This is a genomic window from Dermabacter sp. HMSC06F07, assembly GCF_001807345.1.
In the GTDB taxonomy this organism is placed as follows: Bacteria; Actinomycetota; Actinomycetes; order Actinomycetales; family Dermabacteraceae; genus Dermabacter; species Dermabacter hominis.
The window spans coordinates 117,830-142,915 of the sequence record NZ_KV788584.1; the positions used below are offsets into that span (position 1 = coordinate 117,830).

Genomic DNA, 25,086 nt, shown 5'->3' on the forward strand with positions numbered 1-25,086 from the left:
TTTGCTGCCTACACTGAAGGCACGACGATCCGCCGAGCAGCGCCCCTCACTCTCGTGCGTGGATAGGGCCTACTTTGTCTCGGTGTAAGGAGGCACCAATGCCACTTTCCGAAAAAGAGCAGAGGATCCTCGACGAGCTCGAAAAGCAGCTGTCGAGCGATGACCCCACGCTTGCGCACCAGTTCGGTGGGGCTGAAAAGTCGTCGTCGTTTAACCCTCGCCGCATCGCACTCGGTGGCGGCGTCATCGTCGGTGGTCTCGCGCTTCTGATTTTTGCGGTGTCGCTGCCGGCAGTGTGGCTCGGTGTTCTTGCCTTTATCGTCATGGTCGTCGGGGCATTCGTGTGTCTTTCAGCGGAAAAGCCGAAGACCATCCCCCTCGATGACCCTCGACGGATGCACCCGTCCTTCACGCAGGGAGTTGCGGGGAAGAATTCCAAGGGGTCTCAGCAGTCGAGCTTCATGAAGAAACTCGAAGATCGCTGGGACGAACGCGGTCGCGAGCGCTAGCGTTTCCCGGGCGCCGTTGCCCGGATCGTCCTGTAGGAACCGGCTTCACGAAAGGGAAGCCGGTTTATTGTGTAGGCAAGCGCCAGCGATAAAGGAAACCGGCATCGTCCTTCGATCCCGGCTCTCTACTGCATTCCTTAGGTTCTAAGTCCTAGAGCGTGCTTCCCTCGCCCTCGACTTTCCACTGCCTCCTCCACTTCCCTCCACTCTCCCCACTTTCCTCCACCCGCGTTGCCCTCCAGGATCTTGCGACCTTGGTGCGACGGTGCACTCTTTGCGCCAATTAGCTGTTCTGAACAGGCATTTTGTGTGTAAATGCGTCTCGGTCGGTGTCGCGCAATTTCCTTGCGGGTAGTGCGGTGAGTCTGGGAAAACCCTCCGATTTTGGGTGCTTGAAGAGCTGTGCGGGGAATCTCCTCCACTTGCCTCCACTGCCATGAACTGCAGTTTTATGCCGATTTCGTGACAAAGTGGGGGAGGGGGTGTTGTTTGTGGTGGGAAGTGGGGTAAAGTGGGGGCGTAAGGAGAGGTCCACCCGAATTGAACGGGGGAATGGAGGTGCCCATGTTTCTTGGCACCTTCACGCCCAAGCTCGATGACAAGGGGCGGCTCATCTTTCCGGCAAAGTTTCGTGACCAGCTCGCGGCTGGACTCGTCATGACCCGCGGCCAGGAACACTGCGTGACGGTGTATCCCATGCGTGAGTTTGAGAGTCTCCACGAGCAGTTGCGGCAGGCGCCGGTCACGAGCAAGGACGCGCGCGATTACCTCCGCGTGCTCCTCTCGGGAGCGGAAGACGTCGTGCCGGATAAGCAGGGGCGCGTGACCATTCCTTCGCACCTTCGCTCGTATGCGGGACTCGATCGCGAATGCACGGTTATTGGTGCCGGTAATCGCATCGAGATCTGGTCGAGCGAGGCGTGGGAGACATATCTGGGACAGACCGAGGAGGCCTTCGCTCAAACGGCAACCGAAATCGTTCCAGGTTTGTTCTAGACGACGTGCCGCGAGGCATCTCTTCGCTTGCGCCCCGACGCATCTTCCCCGGTGGCGGGACGCAAGCGAGGAGATGTCTGACGGTATGACGTCACCCGCGAAACGACCACGACATCGGCGCCGCAACGGCGAAAGTAAGCGAAGCGCGAAGGGAGGCACGGCATGGACGCATCCCAGCTTCACGCACCCGTCATGCGCGAGGAGTGCCTCGAACTCCTTCGACCGGCGCTTGAGCGGGAAGAATCCACCTACGTGGATTGCACCCTTGGAATGGCTGGCCACGCCTGTGCGGTGCTCGAAGCCTTCCCGCATGCGCATCTCGTCGGTATCGACCGCGACCGCGCCGCGCTTGGTCTCGCGCGTGAGCGGCTCACGAGCGAAGGCTTCGAGGGGCGTTTCACTCTCGTACACACCACGTACGATCGCGTTGCCGACGCGCTCGCACACGCGGGGCGCGATAGGGCCGACGGCATCCTCATGGACCTCGGGCTCTCGAGTTTTCAGATTGATACGCGCGAACGCGGGTTTGCATACAGCGCAGATGCCCCGCTGGATATGCGTATGAACCCCGATGGAGATGCGCTCACCGCGGCGGACATCCTCAACACGTGGTCGGAGCAGGACATTGCGAACATCCTCTACCGCTACGGCGAAGAAAAGTTTTCCAGGCGCATCGCGCGCACGATCGTGAAGGAACGAGCGTCGGAACCCTTCGAGCGCTCCCCTCAGCTCGTCAGTGCGATCGAAAAGTCCATTCCCGCGAAGTCCCGCCACTCAGGCGGTCACCCGGCCAAGCGCACCTTCCAGGCGTTGCGCATCGCCGTGAATGAGGAACTCGACATCCTGCACGGCGCGCTCGACAACGCTCTCGCGGCCCTCGCGCCGGGAGGGAGGCTCGTGATCGAGTCGTACCACTCTCTCGAGGATCGAATGGTCAAGGAAGCCTTCACCGCGGCGAGCTCGTCGAAGACCCCCGAAGGATTGCCCGTCGACCTCGCTCAGTTTGCCCCCGATTTTTCGCTCGTGAAGCGTGGCGCCATGAAGGCGCCAGCGAGCGAGCAAGAAACCAACCCCCGTTCCGCAAGCGTGCGTTTGCGCGCCATTGAACGCATAACACCACCGGAGATCTCATAGCTATGGCACAGCTCGCTGCATCCCCCGCCTCACGCAGGCGTGCTGGCTTCGCCCCTGCTCATGCGCGCAAGGCGAACCTCGCGCTTGTCTCGCGCCCGCACATCCAACGCAGCTCCATCCCGTTCACGGTGCTGTGCACCCTCGTGCTGCTCGGCGCCGTGGTCGCGACCCTATTGCTCAACATTTCGATGACGAACATGAGCTACGAGGTCGCGAAGCTCCAGCGCGAATCGCGTGAACTGAGCGAGCAGACGCAGATCCTCGAGGAGAAGTCGGATCTTCTCGGAACACCACAGGAGCTTGAGCGCCAGGCACGTGAGCTCGGGATGGTGCCTGCAGGGAAGGTCGCCTACATCGATCTCGCGAACGGCAGCATCATCGGTGAGGCTGCGGCCGCGACGCAGGGAGCGGCCGCGCTCGTTCCGCACGTCACAAAAGCGCCGAAGAATCTTTACGATTACGGCATGGGTAACGAGAGGGCGCGCTAGACGTGCCGAATTCCCGTCCGCCGCGAGATTCTCGCAGCCGCCCGCCGCGCACCGTGCGTGACGGGCGTTCTCACGCTTCCCGTCAATCGGCCGGCGCCGCGCGTGCCCGGAACGGGTATGAGCCTTATCGCCGCCACCGCGTGATCGTGGCGCTCATGCTGATTGCGGCCCTCGCGATCAGCCTGCGCCTGGTGTGGATTCAGGGCATCAACTCGGCGGAGCTCGCGGCTGAGGCCCGGGCGAAGCGCTTGCACACCGAGCCAGTTCCAGCTCTACGCGGCGATATTCTCGACGCGAACGGGCAGGTGCTCGCGACGAGCACCGAGCGCTACACGATCATTGTGGACCAGCGTCAGATGCCCGAGTACCGAGCAAAGTCTCAAACGGCGACGGTCAAGGGAGTCAAGGCCGTCGCGATGGAGCTTTCACCTCTTTTGCAGATGAGCGTGGAGGAGCTCGAAGAGAAGCTCACGGGTAAATCGGGCTACACCGTCCTCGCGAAAGACGTGAGTCCGGAGGTTGAGGCTGCCGTCAAGCAACTCAAGATCGGTGGTGTCACCTCGGAGCGAGTCGCCGAGCGTCTGTACCCGGCGGGCCAGGTCGCCGGTAATATCGTGGGCTTCACGGGCTCCGACGGCACGGCCCTCGCGGGCGCTGAGCTGTCATTCGACAAGATTCTGCGAGGGACCGACGGCGAACGCCAGTACGAGCGGGGTGCGGGCGGCCAACTCATCCCCTCGGCTAAGGTCCATGAAAAAGAAGCGATCGACGGTGAAAGCATCGAGCTCACGATCGATCGAGACCTTCAATACCGCGCCCAGGAAATTCTTGCGCAGCGCGTCAAGGATTTTGGTGGCAGCGGCGGTTCGGCCGTGGTGATCGATCCCAAGACCGGCCATGTTCTCGCGCTCGCGGACTACCCCACGTACGATCCGAACAACCCGGGCGCGTCCGACGCAAAGTACCGCGGAAACCAGTCCGTTTCCAACGTCTTCGAGCCCGGCTCCACAGGCAAACTGTTCACCGTGGCTACGGTGATCAACGAGGGCAAGGCAAAGGTCGACGACCACTTCACGATCCCCTACCGCAAGGAATTTGGCGGAGAGAGTATCAAGGACTCGCACGAGCACCCCGTAGCGCACTACACGCTCGCCGGAGTCCTGAAGCACAGCTCCAACGTCGGCACGGTCGAAATCGCTGAGCGGGTCCCGAAGGAAAAGCGGGAAGAGTACTTGCGGGGGTTTGGGTTCGGCGCGAAAACTGCAGTGAACCTCCCCGGTGAATCCGCAGGCATCCTCCACGCGGCGAAGGACTGGCGCGGGCGTACGCAGTACGCTACGGCCTTTGGCCAGGGATACGCCGTCACCGCGCTACAGATCACCTCGGCGGTGGGGACGTTTGGGAACGACGGTGTGCACATTCAGCCGCGCATCGTCAAGGGACGCGTCGCTAATGACGGCTCTTTCACCCCGGAGCCCGAGGGAGAGCACACTCGCGTGGTCTCGAGTGAGACCGCTGCGACCATGAGGGCCCTCATGGATAACGACGTCGATGATGATGGCAAGGCTGCCGGTAGCGTCGCGGGCTACGCGGTCGGTGGAAAATCCGGAACGGCGCAGGTGCCCGGGGGAACGTACACCTCATCGTTTATCTCGATGGCCCCGATGGATGACCCGCAACTCGTCGTCGGCGTGTTCGTCTACGGAATTAAGGGGTTCAAGTCGGGCTCGGTCGTGGCGGGCCCCGCGGTTTCCGAACTCCTTGGCTACGCTCTTCAACGCCGCGGCATCGCCCCCTCCGGCGAGCCTGGAACTCAACTTCAGAACGAATGGAAGTGAAACTCGTGAGTGATCGCACCGATCTCATGCTGGGAGATCTCGCCCGGCAGCTCGAAGGGGCGCCTGGAGCGGGCGTACTCGAGCTGCGCGGTAGGAGTGTGCCGATCTCATCCGTGACGATCGATTCCCGCAAGGCGGGAACCGGCGCTCTCTTCGTCGCCGTTCAGGGTGAAAACGCGCACGGAGCGACCTACGCCAAGGCGGCGCTCAGCCAGGGCTGCGCCGCAATTCTCACGGACGAAGCGGGCGCTGCGATCGTGAACGACGCGCATCCGGGGGGCGACTACTCGGTGCTCGTGTGCGAGGATCCCCGCGCGCTCGCGGGCTTCGCCGCAAATCTCGTGTATGGCGAGCCCTCGCATGCCATCCCGCTAATCGGTGTGACCGGAACGAACGGCAAGACTTCGGTCACGACGATGTGTGCGCGCACGCTCCAAGAGCTCGGTGAAAGTGCCGGAATCGTCGGCACGAACGGGACGTTTCTCGCCTGGGCAGGCGGGCGCGAGGAGCAAATTCCGACGGAGCGCACGACCCCCGAGGCGACTGACGTCCACGCGCTTATGCGCCACATGGTCGACGAGGGCATGACGTGTGCCGCGCTCGAAGTATCGAGCCACGCGATGGTGCTCCACAGAGTAGCCGCCGTCCAGTTCGAGGTTGCGGTGTTTACGAACCTCAGCCAGGACCACCTCGACTTTCACAAGGACATGGAGGAGTACTTCGAGGCGAAGGCATCACTGTTTACGCCCGCGCATGCGAAGCGGGGAATCGTGTGTGTCGACGACGAGTGGGGCCGTCGTCTCGCAGCCCATGCGAGCGTTCCGGTGACGACGTACTCCGCAAAAGGACACGAAGCCGACTTCACGGTGGGGGAGATCCGCCGCGGAGAGTACGGAACGGTGTTCACCGTGCAACCGTCGGAAGGCGAACCTTTTACGCTCGAAAGCGCGCTTCCGGGAACCCACTACGTAGCCAATACCCTCGCGGTCGCACTCGTCCTTCGAGCGCTCGGCTTCGAGGGGGAGGCGGTGCGTCGGGCGCTTGCGGTGGCGGGCACGGTCCCGGGGCGCATGGAGAGGGTCGCCGAGTCCGACGCTTGCCCGCGCGTCGTCGTGGACTATTCGCACACTCCGGACGCGCTTGAGCAGGCTCTCGAGACGCTCCACACCCTCGAGGGCGTCGGAAAAATCGTGACGGTTTTCGGTGCGGGTGGGCACAGGGATTCGCTCAAACGACCGATCATGGGAGAGATCGCTGCGCGACTTTCTGATCGCGTGTTCGTCACGGACGACAATCCGCGCGATGAGGATCCGGCATCGATTAGGCGCGATGTGCTCGCGGGCATTCCGACGACGTGCCGTGCCGACGTCGAGAACGTGGGAGATCGTGCCGAAGCGATCGCACGAGCGATCGGCGAAGCGGACGCGCGTGACGTCGTGCTTATCGCGGGCAAAGGCGCGGAAAGTGGACAGGTACTCGCCGATCGCACGATTGAGTTCGACGACCGGGTCCACGCACGCACGGCGCTAGCGGCGTGGCAGCGTGCACATAAGGCGGACCTGACGACGGAGGTGCGCGATGCGTAAGACGACGGTTGGCGCAATCGCGCGTCTCGTGGGCGGCCGACTCGTCGGTGGCGCTCACGGCAACGAAAGCGTCCACGGAAAGGCGAGCGTTGATTCGCGTGTCATCGGTGAAGGAGACCTGTTTGTCGCCTTCGAAGGCGAGCACGTCGATGGTCACGACTATGTGGGCGCGGCCGCGAGGGCCGGTGCCGCTGCGGCTCTCGTGACGAAGGCTGTCCCCGGTCTCGAGCTTCCCGCTATTCAGGTCGCGGATCCTCTCGAGGCGCTCGAAATCCTCGCACGACACGAGTTGGCCGAAGCACGTGCGAGTGCGAGGCCGCCGATCGTGATCGCGCTGACAGGCTCGAACGGTAAAACGAGCACGAAGGATCTGCTTCACGCAATCCTCGCGCCAGTCGGGGACACAATCGCACCCATTGGAAGCCGCAATAACGAGCTGGGTCTTCCCCTCACCGTCCTCGAGCTCAGCGAAACGACGCGCTTTCTCGTGCTCGAGATGGGGGCACGGGGCATTGGGCACATCGCCCATCTCACGCACATCGCGCGCCCCGATATTTCCCTTGTTCTTAACGTCGGCTCGGCCCACGTGGGCGAGTTCGGAGGCCTCGACAACATCGCCCTCGCGAAAGGGGAGCTCGTCGAGGTTCTCGAGGAAACCGGAACCGCCGTGCTTAATGCCGACGATGCGCGGGTAAAGGCAATGCAGTCGCGCACGTGCGCTCGAGTCGTGCACTTTTCCCTTACTGACGACTCCGCGGAAGCCTACGCGAGCGATGTCGGCCTTGATGGCGCCGCTAGGGCGAGCTTCATGCTCCATATGGGCGGTAAGAAGGCGCCCGTCTCTCTCACGCTCACGGGCGAGCATCACGTGAAAAACGCTCTTGCAGCCGCGGCCGCGGCCGCAGCTGCTGGGGTGGGCTTTGAGGACGTCGTCGCAGGGCTTCGCTCCGCCGAACAGCGCTCCCCAGGGCGCATGCAGGTGAGCGAGTTGCCGGGCGACGTGACACTCATCAATGACGCCTACAACGCGAACCCCGATTCGATGCGCGCGGGCTTGAGCGCCCTTGCGGTTCTTGGTCATGAACGCCACACCGTTGCGGTCCTTGGCGAAATGCTCGAACTCGGTCCCGAGAGCGAGAAGGCACACCGGGATATGGGTGTTTTCGCAGTAGAGCAGGGGATCGACGTCATTGTCACGATTGGGTGCGGGGCGCATGCGATCCACCAAGGTGTGACCGAAACCCGCGGTGAGAACGAGCGCGCGGTGTATGTCGAACGCCTCGAGGATGCGCCCGCTGTGCTAGAAACGGTGAAGAGGCCCGGAAGTACCCTCTTGCTCAAATCATCGAACGGTGCGGGTCTCGCGAAACTTGGTGAGTCCCTCGTGCGCACGTGGGCAGCTGAGCCCACGAAAGCGGAAGACGCAGGAGAAAAGGCATGATCGGAATCTTGATCGCGGGGGCCGTAGCCGCGGTCCTGTCGTTCTCCCTGACCCCGCTTTATATTCGCTTCCTCGTGAAGAAGCAGTACGGGCAGTTTGTGCGCGACGACGGCCCCACGACCCACGCGACCAAGCGTGGAACGCCCACGATGGGCGGCGTCATGATCATCCTCGCGACCCTCATCGGCTACGGCATGGGGCACCTGAGCATTCTTCGCGCGCCGTCAGTGTCGGGCCTGCTTGCACTCTTGCTCATGGTCGGGCTCGGCGTGCTCGGCTTCATGGATGATTACGCCAAGATTGCCAAGAAGCAGTCGCTCGGTCTTTCTCCACGCGCAAAACTTGTGGGGCAAGGACTGATCGGTACCGCCTTCGCCGTTCTTGCTCTCCAGTTCCCCGATCGCTGGGGGCACACGCCTGCCTCGATGCACATCTCATTCGTGCGCGACATCCCGTGGCTGAATCTCGCGTTTGCCGGTACGGCCGTCGGCATTGTCCTGTTTGCGATCTGGTCCAACTTCCTTGTTGCCGCGTGGTCGAACGGGGTCAACCTCACGGATGGCCTCGACGGTCTGGCCTCTGGGGCCACGATTATCTTTGCGGGTGCCTACGTGCTGATTTCATTTTGGCAGTGGCGCCAGCAGTGCGGCATCGAAGAGATTCGCTCGTGCTATGCCGCGAGGGATCCGCTCGACCTTGCGATTGTCGCTGCCGCGGTGCTCGGGGCGTGCGTGGGCTTCCTGTGGTGGAACACCTCGCCCGCACGCATTTTTATGGGCGACACGGGTTCGCTGGCTCTCGGCGGCGTGCTTGCGGCCCTCACAATCCTGTCGCGCACGCAGCTCGTCGGCGGAATCATTGGCGGCCTCTTCGTCATCATCTCGCTGTCCGTGATCATTCAGGTCACGAGCTTCAAGCTGACGCGCAAGCGCGTTTTCCGAATGGCGCCTCTCCAGCACCACTTCGAGCTCAAAGGCTGGAATGAGGTGACGATCGTCGTGCGCTTCTGGATCATCGCGGGGGTGTTCGCGGCGTTCGGCCTCGGCCTGTTCTACCTTGACGCTTTGCGCTTTATCTAACCCACGTCCGTTCTCGACCAATTGCCAGGTGGCATCGCGTGACTGCATCTGAAACATCTAAGCGACTTCCCGAGCGCCCCTTCCCGGGTCTCGACGTGTCGGGCGCCCGCATTCTCGTGACGGGTTTTGGAGTCTCGGGCTACGCGATCGTGGACCAGACCCTTCAGCGAGGAGCGCACGTCACCGCCGTGGACGCGTCGCGATCAGAATCGAACCTCGAGCGTGCCAAGGTGCTCGAGACCCTCGGAGCCCGGATCCTGCTCGGCGAAGAGCACACTCGCGCGCTTCCCACGAACGCCGACGGTTCCCCCTTCGACGTCGTTGTCACGTCTCCCGGGTGGCGGCCCGACCACCCGCTTCTCGTTGCCGCGCAGAACGAAGGCATCGAGATCTGGTCGGAGATCGAGCTCGCGCGTCGCATGCAAAAGGCCGATGGCCCGGCGTGGCTCGCGGTCACGGGGACGAACGGGAAAACCACGGTCGTCACGATGATTGAGTCGATTCTGCAGCATGCCGGTGTTCGGGCGGTCGCAGCGGGCAATGTCGGGCTCCCGCTCATCGAAGCGGCCCTCGATCCCGTGGGCTTCGAGGCGATTGCGTTGGAGCTGTCGAGTTTCCAGCTTCACTGGACGGACAACCTCGGCGCCCATTCGAGTGCAATCCTGAACATCGGTGCCGATCATCTCGATTGGCACGGGGGGATGGACGCCTACGCGCAGGCAAAAGCGAAGGTTTATGCCGGGACTGAGCACGCGTGCCTGTACAACAAAGCCGACGAAAGGACGCTCCGTGCACTTGAGGATGCCGATGTGGTCGAAGGCTGCCGCGCAATAGGCGTTGGGCTTTCCTCGCCGGGGCCGAGCGAACTTGGCCTTGTCGAGGATCTCCTCGTGGATCGCGCTTTTTGCGAGAGCCGGTACTCTCAGGCAGCGGAGATCGCGAACCTCGATACCGTTGCGCACCTCGGTCCCCACGGCGCCCCGCCGCACGTTGCACTCAACGCCCTTTTTGCCGCCGGCCTCGCGCGCTCGTTTGGCGTCGAACCGATCCACGTGCGCGAAGGTCTCGCGGCTTATCGCGCCGGCGAGCATCGAAGCGAAATCGTCCACGTTGAGGGCGGCGTCGCCTTCATCGACGATTCGAAGGCGACGAACCCCGATTCTGCAGCGGCGGCGCTCAGCGCCGCGCAGTCAGTGGTGTGGATCGCCGGCGGCGACGCTAAGGGGGCGGACCTCCACAGTCTCGTCGCCGCGCAGGCCGAGAGGCTCAAGGCGGTCGTGCTCATTGGCCGCGATCCGGAGCCTTTCACCGCGGCGCTTAATGACAACGCCCCGGATGTCCCTCGTGTCTGGATTGACCCCGAAAAATACGGGGACACGCGTGCGCTTATGCAGGCGGCCGTGACCGAAGCGGCGTCGCACGCGAGCGACGGTGACGTTGTGCTTTTGGCGCCGGCTGCTGCGAGCATCGATCAGTTCACGAATTACGCCGAGCGGGGGAACCTGTTCGCGGAAGCTGCTCGGGGGCTCGGGGGCACGCCGTGAGCGAGCGCGCACGGCAGCGAGGCGCACGCACGCCGCAACGCCAGAGCGAGCAAAACCCGCTCGGTGACGTTGGCGGCGAAGTGAAATCAACGCTCGGCCGCTGGCTCCAGTCGCCCGCGCTTGATTTCTACGCGATCGCCGTGATCGGCGGTATTCTCATCACGGTTGGTCTCGTGATGGTGCTGTCCAGCTCCTCGGTGACCAATATCGCGAAAGGCAACTCCCCGTACGCGTCATTCATGACCCAGGGAGCATTTGCCGTCATCGGCCTTGTACTGCTGATTGCCGCGGCGCTCACTCCGGTGAGGTGGTACAAGAACATCGGCGTTGCGACGCTGCTGCTCGTTCTCGGCCTGTTCCTCCAGGCGCTCGTGTTCACGCCTCTCGGGCTCGGCAAGGGCGGCAATAGGAACTGGATCCACATCGGCCCGATCCGTGGCCAGCCGTCGGAATTTCTCAAGCTTGCACTCGCGGTGTGGCTCGGCGCGTTCTTGTCGAAGAACCGCGACCGGCTGCGCGAACTTCCCGTGCTCGCAACCGCTATCGCGGGAACGAGCGCGGCGCTCGGACTCATTATTCTCGGCCGAGACCTCGGCACGATGATGATGGTGGGCATTCTCGCCGCGGGAGCCTTCTGGGTTGCCGGCGTGCCAAAACGCTGGTTCCTCATCGCTGGTAGCGGTGCCGCCGCGATCGTCATAGGACTCGTCCTCGCGAGCCCTAACCGCATGGCGCGCGCTCTCAACTGGTTGCACGGAGAGTGCGCTGGCGATTCGTGCTACCAGGCCGACAACGGCCTCATGGCGCTCGCGACAGGCGGTTGGTGGGGCGTCGGTATCGGGCAGTCCCGCCAAAAATGGGGGCGTGTGCCCGAGGCCGACAATGACTTCATTTTTTCGATCATCGGCGAGGAACTCGGACTTTTCGGCACACTTTTGATCGTGGTGCTCTTTACGCTGCTCGCTCTCGTGCTGTACCGCATGATGGTCCGCCTGCGCGATCCCTTCGTACAGATCACGATCGCGGGCATCACGTCGTGGATTCTCGCGCAGGCGTTCGTGAACATGGCCGTTGTGACGGGCCTACTGCCGGTTCTTGGCGTGCCGCTACCTTTTGTGTCGGCTGGTGGATCGGCGCTCATTGCCTCGATGCTCGCGCTCGGCGTGCTACTCGCCTTTGCGAAATCGGAACCCGGTGCGGCCGAGGCACTTCGGGCGCACGCGAACTACTCGAAGAAGTCGGCGACGGTGGTCGCGAAGCCGGCGTCGGAAACACGTGCCACGAAGGGATCGCGCTCATGACACCTCAACCCAGCATCCAGGCAGATGCCGAGGCAACCGTTCTCGTCGCGGGCGCCGGAAGCGCGGGACACGTCTCGCCCATGCTCGCGGTTGCCAGAGCACTAACGGAGCGCTATGAGGGAGTGCGAGTGGTCGCCCTCGGCACGAAGGTCGGCCTCGAAGCGGATCTCGTTCCGGCGGCGGGCTTCGAGCTCCTCACGATTGATAAGGTGCCATTCCCTCGCCGTCCAAACGCCGCAGCCTTGCGATTTCCGCGCGAGTTCGGTCGCGGACTGGGCGATGTTCGGCGGTTCATTCGCACCGAGCACGTCGATGCGATCGCGGGGTTTGGTGGCTACGTGTGTCCGCCCGCCTACCTTGCGGGGAGGCACGCCAAGCTTCCGCTAGTGGTCCATGAAGCCAATAAACGGCCCGGAATGGCCAACAAGCTTGGGGTGCGGCTCGGGGCGCGCGCCATGACCGCTTTCGATATGAGCGGGACGTCGGGGCCGTTTTCACAGGCAGAGTGGGTAGGAATGCCCATGCGACCCGAAATCGCGCATCTCGATCGCGAGGCAAAGCGGGCCGAGGCGCGGGAGTCGTTCGGCCTTGACCCCGACAAGCCGACCCTTCTCGTGACGGGCGGCTCGCTCGGCGCGCAGCGCCTCAACGAAACCTTGATCGCGGCTATGGGCCCGCTCGAGGGCCTCGGCGTGCAGATTCTCCACGTCACCGGCAAGGGCAAGCGGATCCCGGCTCGGGGAAAACACTACGTGCAGGTCGAGTACGTGGACGGCATGGAAGGCGCCTACGCAGCCGCCGATTTCGCGCTCACACGCTCGGGAGCGGGAACCGTGTGTGAACTCGCCGCCGTCGGGCTGCCCGCGCTGTTCGTGCCGCTCCCCATCGGCAATGGCGAACAGGCGCTCAACGGGGCCGACATGGTCGCGGCCGGCGGCGCGCGCATGATCAAGGATGCGCTCCTTACCCCCGAGCTTCTCGTCGAGACCGTCGGTGAATGCCTGCTCGATACCGAAGTGCGCGGGCGGATGGAGAAAGCGGCTCTCTCCCTCGGCAAGCGGGATGCTGCTGAAAAGGTCGCCGACCGCATCGCTGCGACGATTCCGGCGCTCGCGACTCAGCGCCCCAAAGGAGGTGCCCGATGACCACGTCGAGCGATTTTCTCTCTCACCTTCGCCCGTTCTCCCCGGGGGAGGTGCGCACTATGCTGAGGCCCGGCGCAGTCGTGACTGCTGCCGAGTGGCCCGAAGAGAGCGTCAGGAAGGTCCACGTGATCCGCATCGGCGGGGCGGGTATGAGCGCCGTCGCGCGCCTCGCGCTCGAAGCGGGCCTCGAAGTTACGGGCTCCGAATCCCAAGAGGGTCGGTTCCTGCCGCCCCTGCGCGAACTCGGTGCACGTATCACCGTCGGTTTCGACGCTGACTCCGTAGAAGAGGACACCGATCTCGTGATCGTGTCGACTGCCGTACGTGCCGATAACCCCGAAGTACGACGCGCGCACGAGCTGTCTATCCCCGTGATTCACAGGGCGGCGGGGCTCGCGGGTCTCCTCGGCACGCATGCGATCATCGCTGTCGCGGGCACTCACGGCAAGACTACGACGAGTGCGATGGCGACACTGGCCCTGCGCGCAGCGGGTGCCGAGCCCGCCTGGGCGGTTGGTGCGGCGGTCGCGCAGCTCGGTGCGAACGCGAGCCAGGGCGCGGGTGAATATGCGGTCGTGGAGGCGGATGAGTCCGACGGCTCCTTTGTCGCCTTCGCTCCCTCGGTTCTCGTGCTCACGAACTTCGAGGCCGACCATCTCGACTTCCACGGCACCGAACAGAACCTCCGCGCGGTGCTCTCGGCGTTCGCCGCGAGGCTCTCAGAGACGAACGGCACGCTCGTTGCGTGCGCGGACGACCCCGGCGCGCACGCCTTTGCCCTGGACGCGCGCGACGCAGGCCTTCGCGTCGTGCTGTATGGCGAACACCCCGAAGCGACGTGGCGGATTGTCGCCGATCACTCGAATGCTTCCGGCGCTCACGTCCAGGTCGTCGCACCGAACGGGCAGAACGTCGACCTCGCCTTGCGCGTTCCAGGCCGACATAACGTCCTCAACGCCCTCGGCGTGCTCGCCGCTCTCGACGTCCTGGGCATTGAGCGCGAGAGCGCCCTTGGCGGACTCGCCGAGTTCGAGGGGGCGGATCGTCGCTTCCAGGTTGCGGGCGAAGTGAATGATGTCGCCGTGATCGATGATTATGCGCACCACCCGCGCGAGGTCGCGGCTGCGCTTGCGGCGGGCCGCGAGCGTGCAGAGGGCGGGCGGCTCGTTGCCGTCTTTCAGCCGCATCTGTTCTCGCGCACGAAAGCGTTTACGCGCGAGTTTGCCGAGGCACTGAGCCTCGCAGATGAAGCCGTTCTCCTGCCGATCTACCCGGCACGCGAGGATTTCGATCCGAGTATTCGAAGCGAGGACATCGCCGCTCTCGTGGACGGCGGTGCCCGCGTTTTGGAGGCGGGCGATGTGCCCAACTACCTCGCTGAGCACGCGCATGACGCGCGCGTGATCCTCATGATGGGGGCCGGAGACATCGTGGATGTGAGCCCGCGCGTGCTCGAGGCGCTCAAGGCGAGGGGCGCATGAGCCCAGCAAAACGCCCGCCGCGCCCCGTGCGCCCCACGCGCAGGACGGAACACTCAGCCCGTTCAGGTGCGAAGGCCGCGCCGAACGCGAGCGCCGAAGCTTCCCACGAATCCGCCCAACAGTCTCGAGTCGTGGCAAAGCCTCGCTCGGGTGCACACCCTCGTCCGCCCGTGAATCCCGAACGCGCGGGGGATAAGAAGGCAAAGAGCAGCCAAGTCCCAAAGCCCTGGCGTGCGCTCGGCAACCGTCGGAAGAAAAAAAAGACTCCCGTTGGTGCCCACGCGCCTTCCCGAACGAGACCCTCGGACGGGCCGATTGTCGATGCAAGGGAGAGGTTCACGAGTCGCGTGCGGAGGAAGCCGTGGCAGCAGGGCCGGCACTGGCTTACTCTCACCGTCGGCACGATTGTGGCGCTTGTCGTTCTCGCGTTGCTCGCCCTGGCCTTTCTCCCGCAGCTCAAGGTTTCCGAGGTGCGCGTGGCTGGCGCAACGTACGTCGATGCGAGCGCCCTGGAACAGATTGGGAGCGCCCGTGAGGGTCAGGCTCTCGCCTTTGCCGACCTCGACTCTCTCGAAAAGGACCTCGCCGCTGTTCCAGGGGTCAAGGAGGCGAAGGCATCGCGTCACTGGCCGAGCACGATTCGCGTCGTCGTCACGGAGCGGACCGCGATCGCCAACCTCGATTCGGGCGGCCGCAGCGTGCTCGTGGATGGCTCGGGCACCGCGCTTCCCTCGACTGCGGCGAACCCGGCGGATCTGCCGCACCTTGTTGTCGATCCGGCATCGGCGAATACGAAGGCGACCGAAGCGGCCCTCCTCGAGATCGTGCGCGTACTCCCGCCGAATTTGCGTGCCGCCCTCACGAAGGCCACGGCGAGCGCGCCGTCGAACGTGACACTCGAAGTTTCCACGGAAGCGGGCCCTCGCACGGTCGTGTGGGGAGGCCCCGAGGATTCCGAGCTCAAAGCGAAGGTGCTCGAGGCACTTCTCAGCCAGCCTGGCGCGGTGATTGACGTCTCTTCGCCGGAGGCCCCGACGATTCGCTAAAGGGAAGCACGTACGCCCAACTACGCGCGCGTCGTTCCCACGTTCCGTGGAGGCTGTGACGAGAAAATGACATTCGTGTAAGACACGCGCCCGACAATGTTGCCCTAGACGCCTGTCAGGCAATAGCGTCGAGTACGAGACAAATGTGCCACTCCATGTCTCTTCTGTCCTGTCCGCGCCGGGCGCGGGAGGCCCACTAGGCAGTGTGATGGGGTGGAGCTGGAGCAACGAAAGCAAGGACATCCACGTGGACGGATCGCAGAACTACCTCGCAGTCATTAAGGTCGTCGGTGTCGGCGGCGGCGGCGTCAACGCCGTGAACCGGATGATTGAGTCCGGCCTCAAGGGCGTCGAGTTCATTGCCATTAACACCGATGCCCAGGCGCTGCTCATGTCGGATGCCGACGTCAAGCTCGATGTTGGCAAGGAACTGACCCGCGGCCTCGGCGCCGGCGCTGACCCGGAGGTCGGGCGCAAGGCTGCCGAAGATCACAACGACGAGATCGCCGAGGCGCTCGAAGGCGCCGACATGGTGTTCGTGACCGCTGGTGAAGGTGGCGGCACCGGAACGGGCGGCGCGCCTGTCGTCGCGAAGATTGCCCGCTCGCTCGGTGCTCTCACAATCGGCGTGGTGACGCGTCCGTTTACGTTCGAGGGCCGCCGCCGCTCGACCCAGGCCGATTCGGGCATCGATGCTCTCCAGGCTGAGGTCGACACCCTCATCACCATCCCGAACGACAAGCTGCTCCAACTTGCCGATGTCAAGGTGTCGATGATCGACGCGTTCAAGCTCGCCGATCAGGTTCTCCTTCAGGGCGTGCAGGGCATTACTGACCTCATTACCACCCCGGGCCTCATCAACCTCGACTTCGCTGACGTCAAGAGCGTGATGAAGGATGCCGGCACTGCGCTCATGGGCATCGGCACCGCGAGCGGTGACGACCGTGCCCTCCAGGCCGCTGAACTCGCGGTTTCGAGCCCCTTGCTCGAAGCGTCGATCGACGGCGCCTACGGCGTGCTCCTGTCGGTTCAGGGTGGCAGCGATCTCGGCCTCGTCGAAGTGTCGGATGCCGCGCGCCTCATCCAGGAAGCCGCTCACCCGAGCGCGAACATCATCTTCGGTACCGCCATCGATGATGCCCTCGGCGACGAAGTGCGCGTGACCGTGATCGCCGCTGGTTTCGACCCGAAGCCCGAGCGCGCAGAGGATGCCGCGCAGCAGAAGCAGCAGGGGGTGCCGAATAGCGCCCCGCAGGCCGCCCCTGCCCAGCCCGAGCAGCAAAGCTCGAGCCGCGACTGGGTGTCGGCTCCCGCGCAGGGCCAGGGCTACATCCCGGCTCGCTCGCCGCAGGTCAATACCGAACAGGCTCAGGGTGCGCAGCAGGATCCAGCTGAGGCGGAAGGCGCAGTCCAGGTTGAACGGCCGCAGGTGCCCAACGTTCCCTCGATCCAGCAGGATTCGAACCCGGACGACGACCTCGATATTCCCCAGTTCCTTCGCTGAACCATGAGCAGCGAATCATGTGCGCGGGCCTTCGACTTGTCGGGGGCCCGCGCCCTTTTCACGGGCGTTGCTGAAGGCAACCTTGCGCTGCATGTAGGCGATGACCCGAATAAGGTGCGTGCGCGTCGGGAGGTTCTGGAGCGCGAACTCGGGGTGCCTCTCGTTTTCGTCGAACAAGTGCATTCCGCGGACGTCGCTATCGTGCGCAGCGAGCGGGACGTCCATGCCATGCGGGAGCGGGCGCACGTCGCGGATGCGCTCGTGACGGACCGTTCCGACGTCGCCCTTGCGATCATGGTCGCCGATTGCGTTCCGGTGCTGCTCGCCGATGAACAGCGTGGCGTGATCGCTGCAGCCCATGCGGGGCGCCGCGGCCTTCTCGGCGGAGTCCTCGGTGCGAGTGTTGAGGCGATGGTGGGCCTCGGTGCACGCCCCGCGAATATCCGCGCACTTATCGGCCCGTCGGTGTGCGGACGATGCTACGAGGTTCCCGAGCCGATGTTCCGGGAATCGGTCGAGATTCAGCCTGCGCTAGCCTCGCGCACGTCGTGGAATACCCCGGCGCTCGACCTGCCAGCCGGTGCTGTCGCCGCGCTGCGTGACGCGGGTCTTGCGGCCGAGGGGATCGAGGTTCTCGAGCGGTGCACGCTTGAAAGCGAAGAACTCTTTTCCTACCGCCGTGATCCACGAACCGGGCGCTTTGCGGGCGTCATTACGCGAAGCCCCCGGGCCGTGTGAGAATCGCGCCTAAGCGCAACGTGCGACACGCGTGTAAATTCCGCGGCGCCAGGGTTTCCTGCGGTAGTTTCAAGAAAGACCCCGCACTCCCGTGCTTCCCCAGGGGCGAACAACCGGCTTCTTTATAGGGAGAACTTCGATGGGCGCATTGCGCAACTTGATGGTGAGCGTTGGGCTCGCCGAAGAACAGGACACCTACTACGACGACACTCAGAGCTACGCGGCCGAGGACACGCACGCTGCGCGTGTCCCGGAGCGCACCGTGGAGCCCAAGGTCCAGGAGGCAAACGTGACCCCGCTTCGTCCGCACCAGACTGGCGTCTCGCTTGCGCCGGCCGCACCGGAGACCATGCAGCGCATCACGACGATTCACCCCCGCTCCTACAACGACGCCAAGAGCATCGGTGAATCGTTCCGCGATGGCGTTCCCGTTATCCTCAATCTCTCCGATATGAGTGAAGCTGACGCCAAGCGCATGGTGGACTTCTCGGCGGGCCTCGTGTTTGGTCTTCGCGGCACGATTGAGCGCGTGACCACCAAGGTGTTCCTGCTATCGCCGGAGTTCATCGAAGTTGAGGGTGAGTCCCGCACCGACGAGGGCACGTTCTACAACCAGAGCTGAACATGGCGATCCTCGCCTCTGTCGTCTACCTCGCGGCGTATGTTTTCTCGATTCTTCTGCTCGTGCGGATTGGCCTCGAGATGATCCAGTCGTACGCGCGATCGTTTAAGCCGCGCGGCTTTGTGCTCGTCGTATGCGAGTTGATCTATACGGTGACGGACCCTCCGGTGAAGGCCCTGAGGTCCGTGATTCCGCCACTGAGACTCGGTGATGTAGCGCTCGATGTGAGCGTCCTCGTGATCTTCTTTGCGTGCTCGATCATCTCGATGCTCGTCGCTCCCTTCGTGCTGTGAGCGTAGCTGCGGGAAACGATCCGTGTTTTCAGGGTGCGCCCGCACTCTCAGGTAGAGTTAAATGGTCATCATCTGTTCAAACGACAAGAGGTGGAACCCATGGCTCTTATGCCAAAGGATCTCGAAGACAAGCGCTTTACTCCCGTGCGCTTTACCGAGGGCTACGACATGGACGAGGTCGACAAGTACCTCGACGACGACGTCATTCCCCGCCTTCGTGAACTCATCGAGGAAAACGACCGCCTGAAGCGCGAGCTCGAGGAAGCACAGAGCCGCGTTGTCGAACTCGAGGCCCGCGTCAACCAGGAAGGCGACGGTGCCGTCGCACCGGCAGCCGTCGGAACCGAAAGCGCCGATGAGCCGACCGAGGCCCCCGCGACCGAGCCGGAGACCGAAACCGCTGTCGCTGCCGTAGCTCCCGGTGCGGCCGCAGGCGCGACTCGCGTTGGCGAAACCGATTCCGCCTCTGAGCTCATCGCGCTCGCGCAGCGCCTCCACGACGAGCACGTCGCGAACGGTCAGGCCGAGCGCGATCGTCTCATCAGCGAGGGTACCGCCGAGCACGAGCGCATCATCAACGAGGCCAACGAGACCTCGCGCACCACGCTTGAGCGCCTCGAAGGCACCAAGAGCGAACTTGAGAAGGAAATCGAATCGCTGCGCACCTTCGAGCGTGACTACCGCACTCGCCTGCGTAACTACCTCGAGAACCAGCTTCGCGATCTCGACACTGGCGAAAGCCAGGAGAAGGCCGCCAACTACGGCCTGTGAGCGGCAACACGATGAAGGGAAGCGCCGGAACCGCACGTGCGGCCGGCGCTTCCGCCCGTTCCACCTTGATCGTGGCGTTCGCGATCGCCACGATCGTCTTTGTGCTCGACCAGCTGTCGAAGCTGTGGGCCGAAAACACCCTCGAGCACAACGTCGCGCAGCCCCTCGTCGGGGACATCCTCAAACTCCGCCTCATCTATAACTCGGGTGCTGCTTTCGGGCTCGGCGGTTCGATCACCCCGATCATCACCGGTGTTCAGATCGGGATCGCGCTCGCCGTTGTCTTCGTTCTCGTCCGCTCCGTGCGCTCGCGCGCGTGGGCGATATCGCTCTCGCTTCTTCTCGGGGGCGCACTCGGAAACATCGTCGATCGCCTCTTTCGGGACCCGGGGCCGCTCACCGGTCACGTTGTCGATTTCCTCGAGCTCCCGCACTGGCCGATCTTTAACGTCGCGGACATCGCCGTCACGAGTGGAGCCGGTCTGCTCGTGCTCCTCACCCTTGTCAACGTCCCGTTGGATGCGGGGGAGAAGGTCGAGGTGAGCGAGTGAGTGGCGAGCGACTTTTCTTCGTCCCCGGTGGGCTCGAAGGGGAGCGCGTCGACGTCGCTCTTTCCCGCCTCCTGGGGCTCTCGCGCACGAAGGTCGCGGACCTCGTGCAGTCGGGCAACGTCCTCATCGACGGTGAGGTCCCCGCTCGCTCGGAACGCGTGAGCGAGGGCCAGGAGCTCGCGGTGGCGCTTCCCGAGGTGCGCGACATCGCCGATGTTGCCCCCGAAAAGGTGGACGGTATGGACATCGTCTTCGAGGATGCCGACATCGTTGTGGTCAATAAGCCCGTGGGCGTTGCCGCGCATCCGAGCGTCGGGTGGGAAGGCCCAACCGTTCTTGGCGGCCTGCTCGGCGCGGGCGTGGCTATCACGACCAGCGGCGCGCAGGAGCGTCGCGGTATCGTCTCTCGCCTCGACGTAGGCACGAGCGGCCTCATGGTTGTTGCGAAGAGCGAAGTCGCCTACTCGGTCTTGAAGAACGCGTTCCGCAATCGGCTCGTCGACAAGCGCTACCACGCTCTCGCCCAGGGGCACTTCGACAACATGAAGGGCACAATCGACGCGCCTATCGGGCGCAGCCAGAAGCACGACTACAAGTTCGCCGTTATGGCAAGCGGAAAGCCGTCGGTCACACACTACGACGTGATTGAGATGTTCCCGGGCGCTTCCCTCCTCGACATCAAACTCGAGACCGGCAGGACCCACCAAATCCGCGTGCATATGAGTGCCGCCGGGCATCCCCTTGCGGGAGACCCGCAGTATGGTTCCGATCCGAAACTGGCCGAGAAGCTTGGCCTCGTGCGGCAGTGGCTGCACGCGCGAGCGCTCGCGTTTGAGCACCCCACGAGGCATACGCGCGTGACGTTCGAGGCCCCGTACCCGACGGATCTTGAGCACGCGCTCGAAGTGTTGCGCTCAAGCTAAGAGCAGGATCGCACGTGCGGGTTTCTGAGGCCGCCTATTTGCGCTCGGCCGACTACCATCGTGGGCATGGCTTCAGAGGATTTCGTTCACCTTCACGTCCACACTGATTACTCGATGCTCGATGGGGCCTCGAAGATCAGCAAGCTCGTGAACGCCGCCGCTGAAGCCGGCCAGAAGGCAATCGCGATCACCGACCACGGGTACGTGTTTGGTGCCTACGAGTTTTACAAGAACGCTGTAGCCGCGGGTGTGAAGCCCATCGTCGGTGTTGAGGCGTACGTGACGCCCGGAACGAGCCGCCACGATCGATCGCGCGTGCAGTGGGGCACGAAGGCGCAGCAGGATGCCGGCGATGACGTTTCGGCGCGCGGTGCCTACACCCACCTCACGCTCCTGAGCCGCACGACCGCGGGCATGCACAATCTGTTCCGGCTCGCGAGCTTCGCTTCGCTCGATGGCCAGATGGGCAAGTGGCCCCGCATGGACCGCGAGATTCTCTCGAAGTATTCCGATGGTCTGATCGCCTCCACGGGCTGCCCATCCGGTGAGATCCAGACTCGTATTCGCCTCGGGCAGTGGGACGAAGCCGTCAAGGCCGCTGGCGAATACCAGGACATGTTCGGCAAGGAGAACTACTTCGTTGAGCTCATGGATCACGGTCTTGAGCTTGAGCGGCGCGTCACGAAAGACCTCATCGAACTGTCGAAGAAGATTGGCGCGCCTCTTCTTGCCACCAACGACCTGCATTACGTGTACGAAGATGACGCGAAAATCCAGGACGCCCTGTTGTGCATCAACTCGGGCTCGACGTTCGATACGCCGGGGCGCTTCAAGTTTGATGGCTCGGGCTATTACCTCAAGAGCGCACGTGAGATGCGCGAACTTTTTCGTGAGCTACCCGAGGCGTGCGATAACACTCTCCGGGTCGCCGAAATGTGCGACGTGCAGTTCACGACGACCGCGGAGGGCGCGAACTACATGCCGCGCTTCCCGGTTCCCGAGGGAGAGGACGAGCACTCCTGGTTCGTGAAGGAAGTCCAAAAGGGTCTTCACGAGCGGTACCCGAGCGGGATCCCCGACGAAGTGCAGGAACGCGCCGACTACGAGGTTGGCATCATCACGCGCATGGGCTTTCCCGGATACTTCCTCGTCGTCTCCGACTTCATCCGCTGGGCGAAGGAACGCGGTATCCGCGTGGGGCCGGGCCGTGGCTCCGGTGCGGGCTCGATGGTGGCGTACGCGATGCGAATTACCGATCTCGACCCCCTTCCTCACGGGCTTCTCTTCGAGCGCTTCCTCAACCCGGATCGCGTGTCCATGCCCGACTTCGACGTGGACTTCGACGATCGCCGTCGCGGCGAGGTGCTCGAGTATGTGACCGAACGCTATGGAGACGACAAGGTCGCTCAGGTCATTACGTACGGCGTGATGAAAACGAAGAACTCGATCAAGGACTCGGCGCGCGTGCTCGGCGAGCCGTATGCGCTCGGCGACCAGATGACGAAGGCGCTTCCGCCCGCCGTGATGGGCAAGGACATCACGCTCAAGGGCATCTTCGACGAGAACGATAAGCGCTACGCGGAGGCTGAGGATTTCCGCCGTCAGTATCGCGAGAATCCTTCGTGGCAGCGCGTCATGGATATCGCGCAGGGCGTCGAAGGCCTCACGCGCGGCTGGGGTGTGCACGCGTGCGCGGTGATCATGTCGAGCGAGACCCTCACCGACATCATCCCGATGATGCGTCGCCCTTCCGATGGGCAGATCATCACGCAGTTCGACTATCCGACGTGTGAAACCCTCGGCCTGCTCAAGATGGACTTCCTTGGGCTGCGTAACCTTACGGTGATTTCCGACGCGATTGAGAACATCGAGTCGAACGGCAAAGAGGTCCCCGACCTTGACCACCTTGGCTTCGAAGATCCGGCGACATTCGATCTGCTTCAACGCGGCGATACTCTCGGCGTTTTCCAGCTCGATGGTGCGGGCATGCGCTCCCTGCTTCGCCAGATGAAACCCGATAAGTTCGGCGACATTAGCGCCGTGTCGGCCCTGTATCGTCCGGGCCCGATGGGCATGAACTCGCACACGAACTATGCGCTCAGGAAGAACGGGCTCCAGGAGATCACGCCGATCCACCCGGAGCTCGAGGAGCCGCTTCACGACATTCTCGCCGAGACCTACGGCGTGATCGTGTACCAGGAGCAGGTCATGCAGACCGCGCAGAAAGTCGCGGGCTTCACGCTTGGTCAAGCTGACATTCTTCGTCGAGCCATGGGCAAGAAGAAGAAGGCAGAACTCGATAAGCAGTACGTGGGCTTTCGCCAGGGCATGCTCGACCACGGCTATAGCGATTCCGCCGTGCAGGCCCTGTGGGATGTGCTGCTTCCTTTCGCGGACTACGCGTTCAACAAGTCGCACTCGGCGGCGTACGGGGTCGTGTCGTACTGGACCGCCTACCTCAAGGCAAACTATCCCACCGAATACATGGCGGCGCTTCTCACGTCGACCCAGAACAACCGCGACCGGCTCGGCCTCTACCTCGGCGATTGCCGCCACCGGCACATCACCGTGCTTCCGCCGGACGTGAACTCCTCGCTCATGAACTTCGCGGCCGTCGGTTCTGATATCCGCTTCGGGCTGTCGGCGATTCAGAATGTCGGCGCGCACGTCGTCGAAGAGATCATCAAGACGCGTGAGGAGAAGGGCGAGTTCACGTCATTCACGGACTTCCTCGACAAGGTTCCGCTTTCGGTGTGCAACAAGCGCACGATCGATTCGCTCATCAAGGGCGGCGCGTTTGACTCGCTCGGTCACAACCGCCGTTCGCTCGTCCTCGTGCACGAGGACGCGGTTGACGGCATCGTGGACGTCAAACGAAAGGAAGCTCAGGGGCAGGATGACCTTTTCGGCGGCGGCATGTTCGGCGACGACTATGCGTCGGGTAGCGCCGCGACGATTCAGATTCCGGAGCTTCCCGAGTGGGATCGTAAGCAGAAGCTCGCGTTTGAGCGCGAGATGCTTGGCCTCTACGTGAGCGATCATCCCCTTCAGGGCCTTGAGCACGTTATTGCGCAGGCGAGCTCGCATTCGATCACAGCTCTCGCGGAAGCCGAGGATACGGACTCGCTTGGGATGGTCACGATCGCGGGTCTCATCACGAGTATTCAGCGCAAGATCACGAAGAAAGGCGACACGTGGGCGATCGTCACCGTCGAAGATCTCGAGGGCGCTATCGACTGTCTCATGTTCCCGCAGTCGTATCAGCAAGTTGCGACGGAGCTCGCGGGTGATCTCGTTGTCTCGATGAAGGGGCGCGTCGACAACTCGAAGGGCTCACCCGAGATGCGCGTGCAGGAGATGCGGGTGCTTGACACGTCCGGGGCGATGTCCGACGGTCCCCTGATGATCACCGTTCCCGATTCGCGCATGACGAGCGAGGTCGCCCAACAGCTCCGCGGGATTCTCGAGGACAACCCGGGCGGGAGCGAAGTGCGTCTGCGTCTTACCGAGCCCGGCCGATCGACGCTTATGCGCGTGGACCGTCGACTGTCGGTGGCGCCTTCGCCTGCCCTTTTTGCCTCCCTCAAGACCTTGCTGGGCGCGCAGTGCTTGAACTAGGGGCGCTCGGGGTGCGGCCGCGGGTTTAGTGCGTGGAGCTGTGTCCGACGTCTGCCTGCTTCCGTCGCGTCACAAGCCCCGCGATCACACGCCAGCCCAGGAGGAAGAGCGCGTTGACGGCGAAGGAGACGAGAACGAACGGCAGCGCGGTGCCCGCGCCCGTGAGGGTGCGCAGAAGCATCGCGGTCACGACCGTGATGGCAACGATGAACACGCCGTGGGGCCACAGCCGCCACGGTTCGACACGCCACGCGCGCAGCACGAGGTGGGCGAGCACGAGTCCCGCGAGGAATGGCCACGCGACACGCGCAAGGTTCACGAGCGTGAGCGCGCCGTTGTGGCTCAGAGTTCCGAGTACGGAAAAGAGGACAACGAGGAAAGCGTCGGCCGCGAGGGCCCTGTAGTAATTTCTCACCCCGCCACCCTAGCCCCTTGGCGGGGCGTAAAATTACGTGAGGGTCCGTGAAGGTGACGGACC

22 protein-coding genes are annotated in these 25,086 nt (G+C 63.5%); 21 read left to right on the forward strand and 1 reads right to left on the reverse strand.

Annotated features, from left to right (window positions below):
- Positions 1-98 precede the first annotated feature (98 nt).
- From HMPREF3157_RS05910 to dnaE, 21 genes are all read left to right on the forward strand, one after another.
- Positions 99-509, forward strand: a complete 411-nt coding sequence (locus tag HMPREF3157_RS05910) for a DUF3040 domain-containing protein (protein ID WP_070435806.1) — start codon at positions 99-101, stop codon at positions 507-509.
- Between the two features lie 564 nt (positions 510-1,073).
- Entirely contained in the window at positions 1,074-1,505 is a 432-nt protein-coding gene (gene mraZ / locus HMPREF3157_RS05915) for a division/cell wall cluster transcriptional repressor MraZ (RefSeq protein WP_016662995.1), read from the forward strand.
- Positions 1,506-1,667: 162 nt separating this feature from the next.
- Positions 1,668-2,639 (forward strand): 16S rRNA (cytosine(1402)-N(4))-methyltransferase RsmH, encoded by a 972-nt coding sequence (gene rsmH, locus HMPREF3157_RS05920; protein ID WP_016662994.1) that lies wholly within the window; start codon positions 1,668-1,670, stop codon positions 2,637-2,639.
- Between the two features lie 2 nt (positions 2,640-2,641).
- Positions 2,642-3,127, forward strand: a complete 486-nt coding sequence (locus HMPREF3157_RS05925) for a cell division protein FtsL (protein ID WP_070435807.1) — start codon at positions 2,642-2,644, stop codon at positions 3,125-3,127.
- A 2-nt stretch (positions 3,128-3,129) separates the two neighbouring features.
- The gene (locus tag HMPREF3157_RS05930; RefSeq protein ID WP_232049669.1) at positions 3,130-4,965 is read left to right on the forward strand and encodes a peptidoglycan D,D-transpeptidase FtsI family protein; all 1,836 of its coding nucleotides are present in this window, start codon (positions 3,130-3,132) and stop codon (positions 4,963-4,965) included.
- 5 nt (positions 4,966-4,970) lie between these two features.
- Positions 4,971-6,551 (forward strand): UDP-N-acetylmuramoyl-L-alanyl-D-glutamate--2,6-diaminopimelate ligase, encoded by a 1,581-nt coding sequence (locus HMPREF3157_RS05935; protein ID WP_016662991.1) that lies wholly within the window; start codon positions 4,971-4,973, stop codon positions 6,549-6,551.
- Positions 6,544-7,992 carry a UDP-N-acetylmuramoyl-tripeptide--D-alanyl-D-alanine ligase gene (gene murF, locus HMPREF3157_RS05940; RefSeq protein WP_016662990.1) on the forward strand — a complete coding sequence of 483 codons (1,449 nt, stop codon included), beginning with the start codon at positions 6,544-6,546 and terminating at the stop codon, positions 7,990-7,992. The genes HMPREF3157_RS05935 and murF overlap by 8 nt, the downstream gene beginning before the upstream one ends.
- Positions 7,989-9,071, forward strand: a complete 1,083-nt coding sequence (mraY, locus tag HMPREF3157_RS05945; protein ID WP_016662989.1) for a phospho-N-acetylmuramoyl-pentapeptide-transferase — start codon at positions 7,989-7,991, stop codon at positions 9,069-9,071. The genes murF and mraY overlap by 4 nt, the downstream gene beginning before the upstream one ends.
- A 38-nt stretch (positions 9,072-9,109) precedes the next feature.
- A complete protein-coding gene (gene murD, locus HMPREF3157_RS05950; protein WP_016662988.1) occupies positions 9,110-10,615 on the forward strand; it encodes a UDP-N-acetylmuramoyl-L-alanine--D-glutamate ligase in 1,506 nt (501 codons plus the stop codon).
- Positions 10,612-11,916: an FtsW/RodA/SpoVE family cell cycle protein gene (locus tag HMPREF3157_RS05955; protein WP_070435808.1), complete on the forward strand. Its 1,305-nt coding sequence runs from the start codon at positions 10,612-10,614 to the stop codon at positions 11,914-11,916. Before murD ends, HMPREF3157_RS05955 begins: the two co-directional genes overlap by 4 nt.
- Positions 11,913-13,061, forward strand: a complete 1,149-nt coding sequence (locus HMPREF3157_RS05960; protein ID WP_016662986.1) for a UDP-N-acetylglucosamine--N-acetylmuramyl-(pentapeptide) pyrophosphoryl-undecaprenol N-acetylglucosamine transferase — start codon at positions 11,913-11,915, stop codon at positions 13,059-13,061. The genes HMPREF3157_RS05955 and HMPREF3157_RS05960 overlap by 4 nt, the downstream gene beginning before the upstream one ends.
- Positions 13,058-14,542, forward strand: coding sequence for a UDP-N-acetylmuramate--L-alanine ligase (gene murC, locus HMPREF3157_RS05965; protein WP_016662985.1), 1,485 nt, complete (start codon positions 13,058-13,060; stop codon positions 14,540-14,542). The genes HMPREF3157_RS05960 and murC overlap by 4 nt, the downstream gene beginning before the upstream one ends.
- A 347-nt stretch (positions 14,543-14,889) precedes the next feature.
- Entirely contained in the window at positions 14,890-15,588 is a 699-nt protein-coding gene (locus HMPREF3157_RS05970) for a cell division protein FtsQ/DivIB (protein ID WP_168161694.1), read from the forward strand.
- Positions 15,589-15,835: 247 nt separating this feature from the next.
- Positions 15,836-17,092 (forward strand): cell division protein FtsZ, encoded by a 1,257-nt coding sequence (ftsZ, locus tag HMPREF3157_RS05975; protein WP_040386615.1) that lies wholly within the window; start codon positions 15,836-15,838, stop codon positions 17,090-17,092.
- A 3-nt stretch (positions 17,093-17,095) separates the two neighbouring features.
- Positions 17,096-17,830 carry a peptidoglycan editing factor PgeF gene (gene pgeF, locus HMPREF3157_RS05980; RefSeq protein ID WP_070435810.1) on the forward strand — a complete coding sequence of 245 codons (735 nt, stop codon included), beginning with the start codon at positions 17,096-17,098 and terminating at the stop codon, positions 17,828-17,830.
- A gap of 139 nt (positions 17,831-17,969) precedes the next feature.
- Positions 17,970-18,452, forward strand: a complete 483-nt coding sequence (locus HMPREF3157_RS05985) for a cell division protein SepF (protein WP_016662981.1) — start codon at positions 17,970-17,972, stop codon at positions 18,450-18,452.
- Between the two features lie 2 nt (positions 18,453-18,454).
- A complete protein-coding gene (locus tag HMPREF3157_RS05990) occupies positions 18,455-18,745 on the forward strand; it encodes a YggT family protein (protein ID WP_016662980.1) in 291 nt (96 codons plus the stop codon).
- A gap of 99 nt (positions 18,746-18,844) precedes the next feature.
- A complete protein-coding gene (locus HMPREF3157_RS05995; protein WP_070435811.1) occupies positions 18,845-19,516 on the forward strand; it encodes a DivIVA domain-containing protein in 672 nt (223 codons plus the stop codon).
- Positions 19,513-20,067, forward strand: a complete 555-nt coding sequence (gene lspA, locus HMPREF3157_RS06000) for a signal peptidase II (protein WP_197736220.1) — start codon at positions 19,513-19,515, stop codon at positions 20,065-20,067. Before HMPREF3157_RS05995 ends, lspA begins: the two co-directional genes overlap by 4 nt.
- Positions 20,064-20,990: an RluA family pseudouridine synthase gene (locus tag HMPREF3157_RS06005; protein ID WP_016662977.1), complete on the forward strand. Its 927-nt coding sequence runs from the start codon at positions 20,064-20,066 to the stop codon at positions 20,988-20,990. Before lspA ends, HMPREF3157_RS06005 begins: the two co-directional genes overlap by 4 nt.
- Positions 20,991-21,056: 66 nt before the next feature.
- Positions 21,057-24,608, forward strand: a complete 3,552-nt coding sequence (gene dnaE, locus HMPREF3157_RS06010; protein WP_070435812.1) for a DNA polymerase III subunit alpha — start codon at positions 21,057-21,059, stop codon at positions 24,606-24,608.
- Positions 24,609-24,633: 25 nt separating this feature from the next.
- On the opposite strand, the gene HMPREF3157_RS06015 is transcribed toward dnaE, so the two are convergent.
- Positions 24,634-25,023 (reverse strand): DUF3054 domain-containing protein, encoded by a 390-nt coding sequence (locus tag HMPREF3157_RS06015; protein ID WP_016662975.1) that lies wholly within the window; start codon positions 25,021-25,023, stop codon positions 24,634-24,636.
- Positions 25,024-25,086 lie beyond the last annotated feature (63 nt).

Coding starts and splice junctions, on each gene's coding strand:
- HMPREF3157_RS05910 (WP_070435806.1), top strand. CDS start 99: ATGCCACTTTCCGAAAAAGAGCAGAGGATCCTCGACGAGCTCGAAAAG.
- mraZ (WP_016662995.1), top strand. CDS start 1,074: ATGTTTCTTGGCACCTTCACGCCCAAGCTCGATGACAAGGGGCGGCTC.
- rsmH (WP_016662994.1), top strand. CDS start 1,668: ATGGACGCATCCCAGCTTCACGCACCCGTCATGCGCGAGGAGTGCCTC.
- HMPREF3157_RS05925 (WP_070435807.1), top strand. CDS start 2,642: ATGGCACAGCTCGCTGCATCCCCCGCCTCACGCAGGCGTGCTGGCTTC.
- murF (WP_016662990.1), top strand. CDS start 6,544: ATGCGTAAGACGACGGTTGGCGCAATCGCGCGTCTCGTGGGCGGCCGA.
- mraY (WP_016662989.1), top strand. CDS start 7,989: ATGATCGGAATCTTGATCGCGGGGGCCGTAGCCGCGGTCCTGTCGTTC.
- HMPREF3157_RS05960 (WP_016662986.1), top strand. CDS start 11,913: ATGACACCTCAACCCAGCATCCAGGCAGATGCCGAGGCAACCGTTCTC.
- murC (WP_016662985.1), top strand. CDS start 13,058: ATGACCACGTCGAGCGATTTTCTCTCTCACCTTCGCCCGTTCTCCCCG.
- pgeF (WP_070435810.1), top strand. CDS start 17,096: ATGAGCAGCGAATCATGTGCGCGGGCCTTCGACTTGTCGGGGGCCCGC.
- HMPREF3157_RS05985 (WP_016662981.1), top strand. CDS start 17,970: ATGGGCGCATTGCGCAACTTGATGGTGAGCGTTGGGCTCGCCGAAGAA.
- HMPREF3157_RS05990 (WP_016662980.1), top strand. CDS start 18,455: ATGGCGATCCTCGCCTCTGTCGTCTACCTCGCGGCGTATGTTTTCTCG.
- HMPREF3157_RS05995 (WP_070435811.1), top strand. CDS start 18,845: ATGGCTCTTATGCCAAAGGATCTCGAAGACAAGCGCTTTACTCCCGTG.
- dnaE (WP_070435812.1), top strand. CDS start 21,057: ATGGCTTCAGAGGATTTCGTTCACCTTCACGTCCACACTGATTACTCG.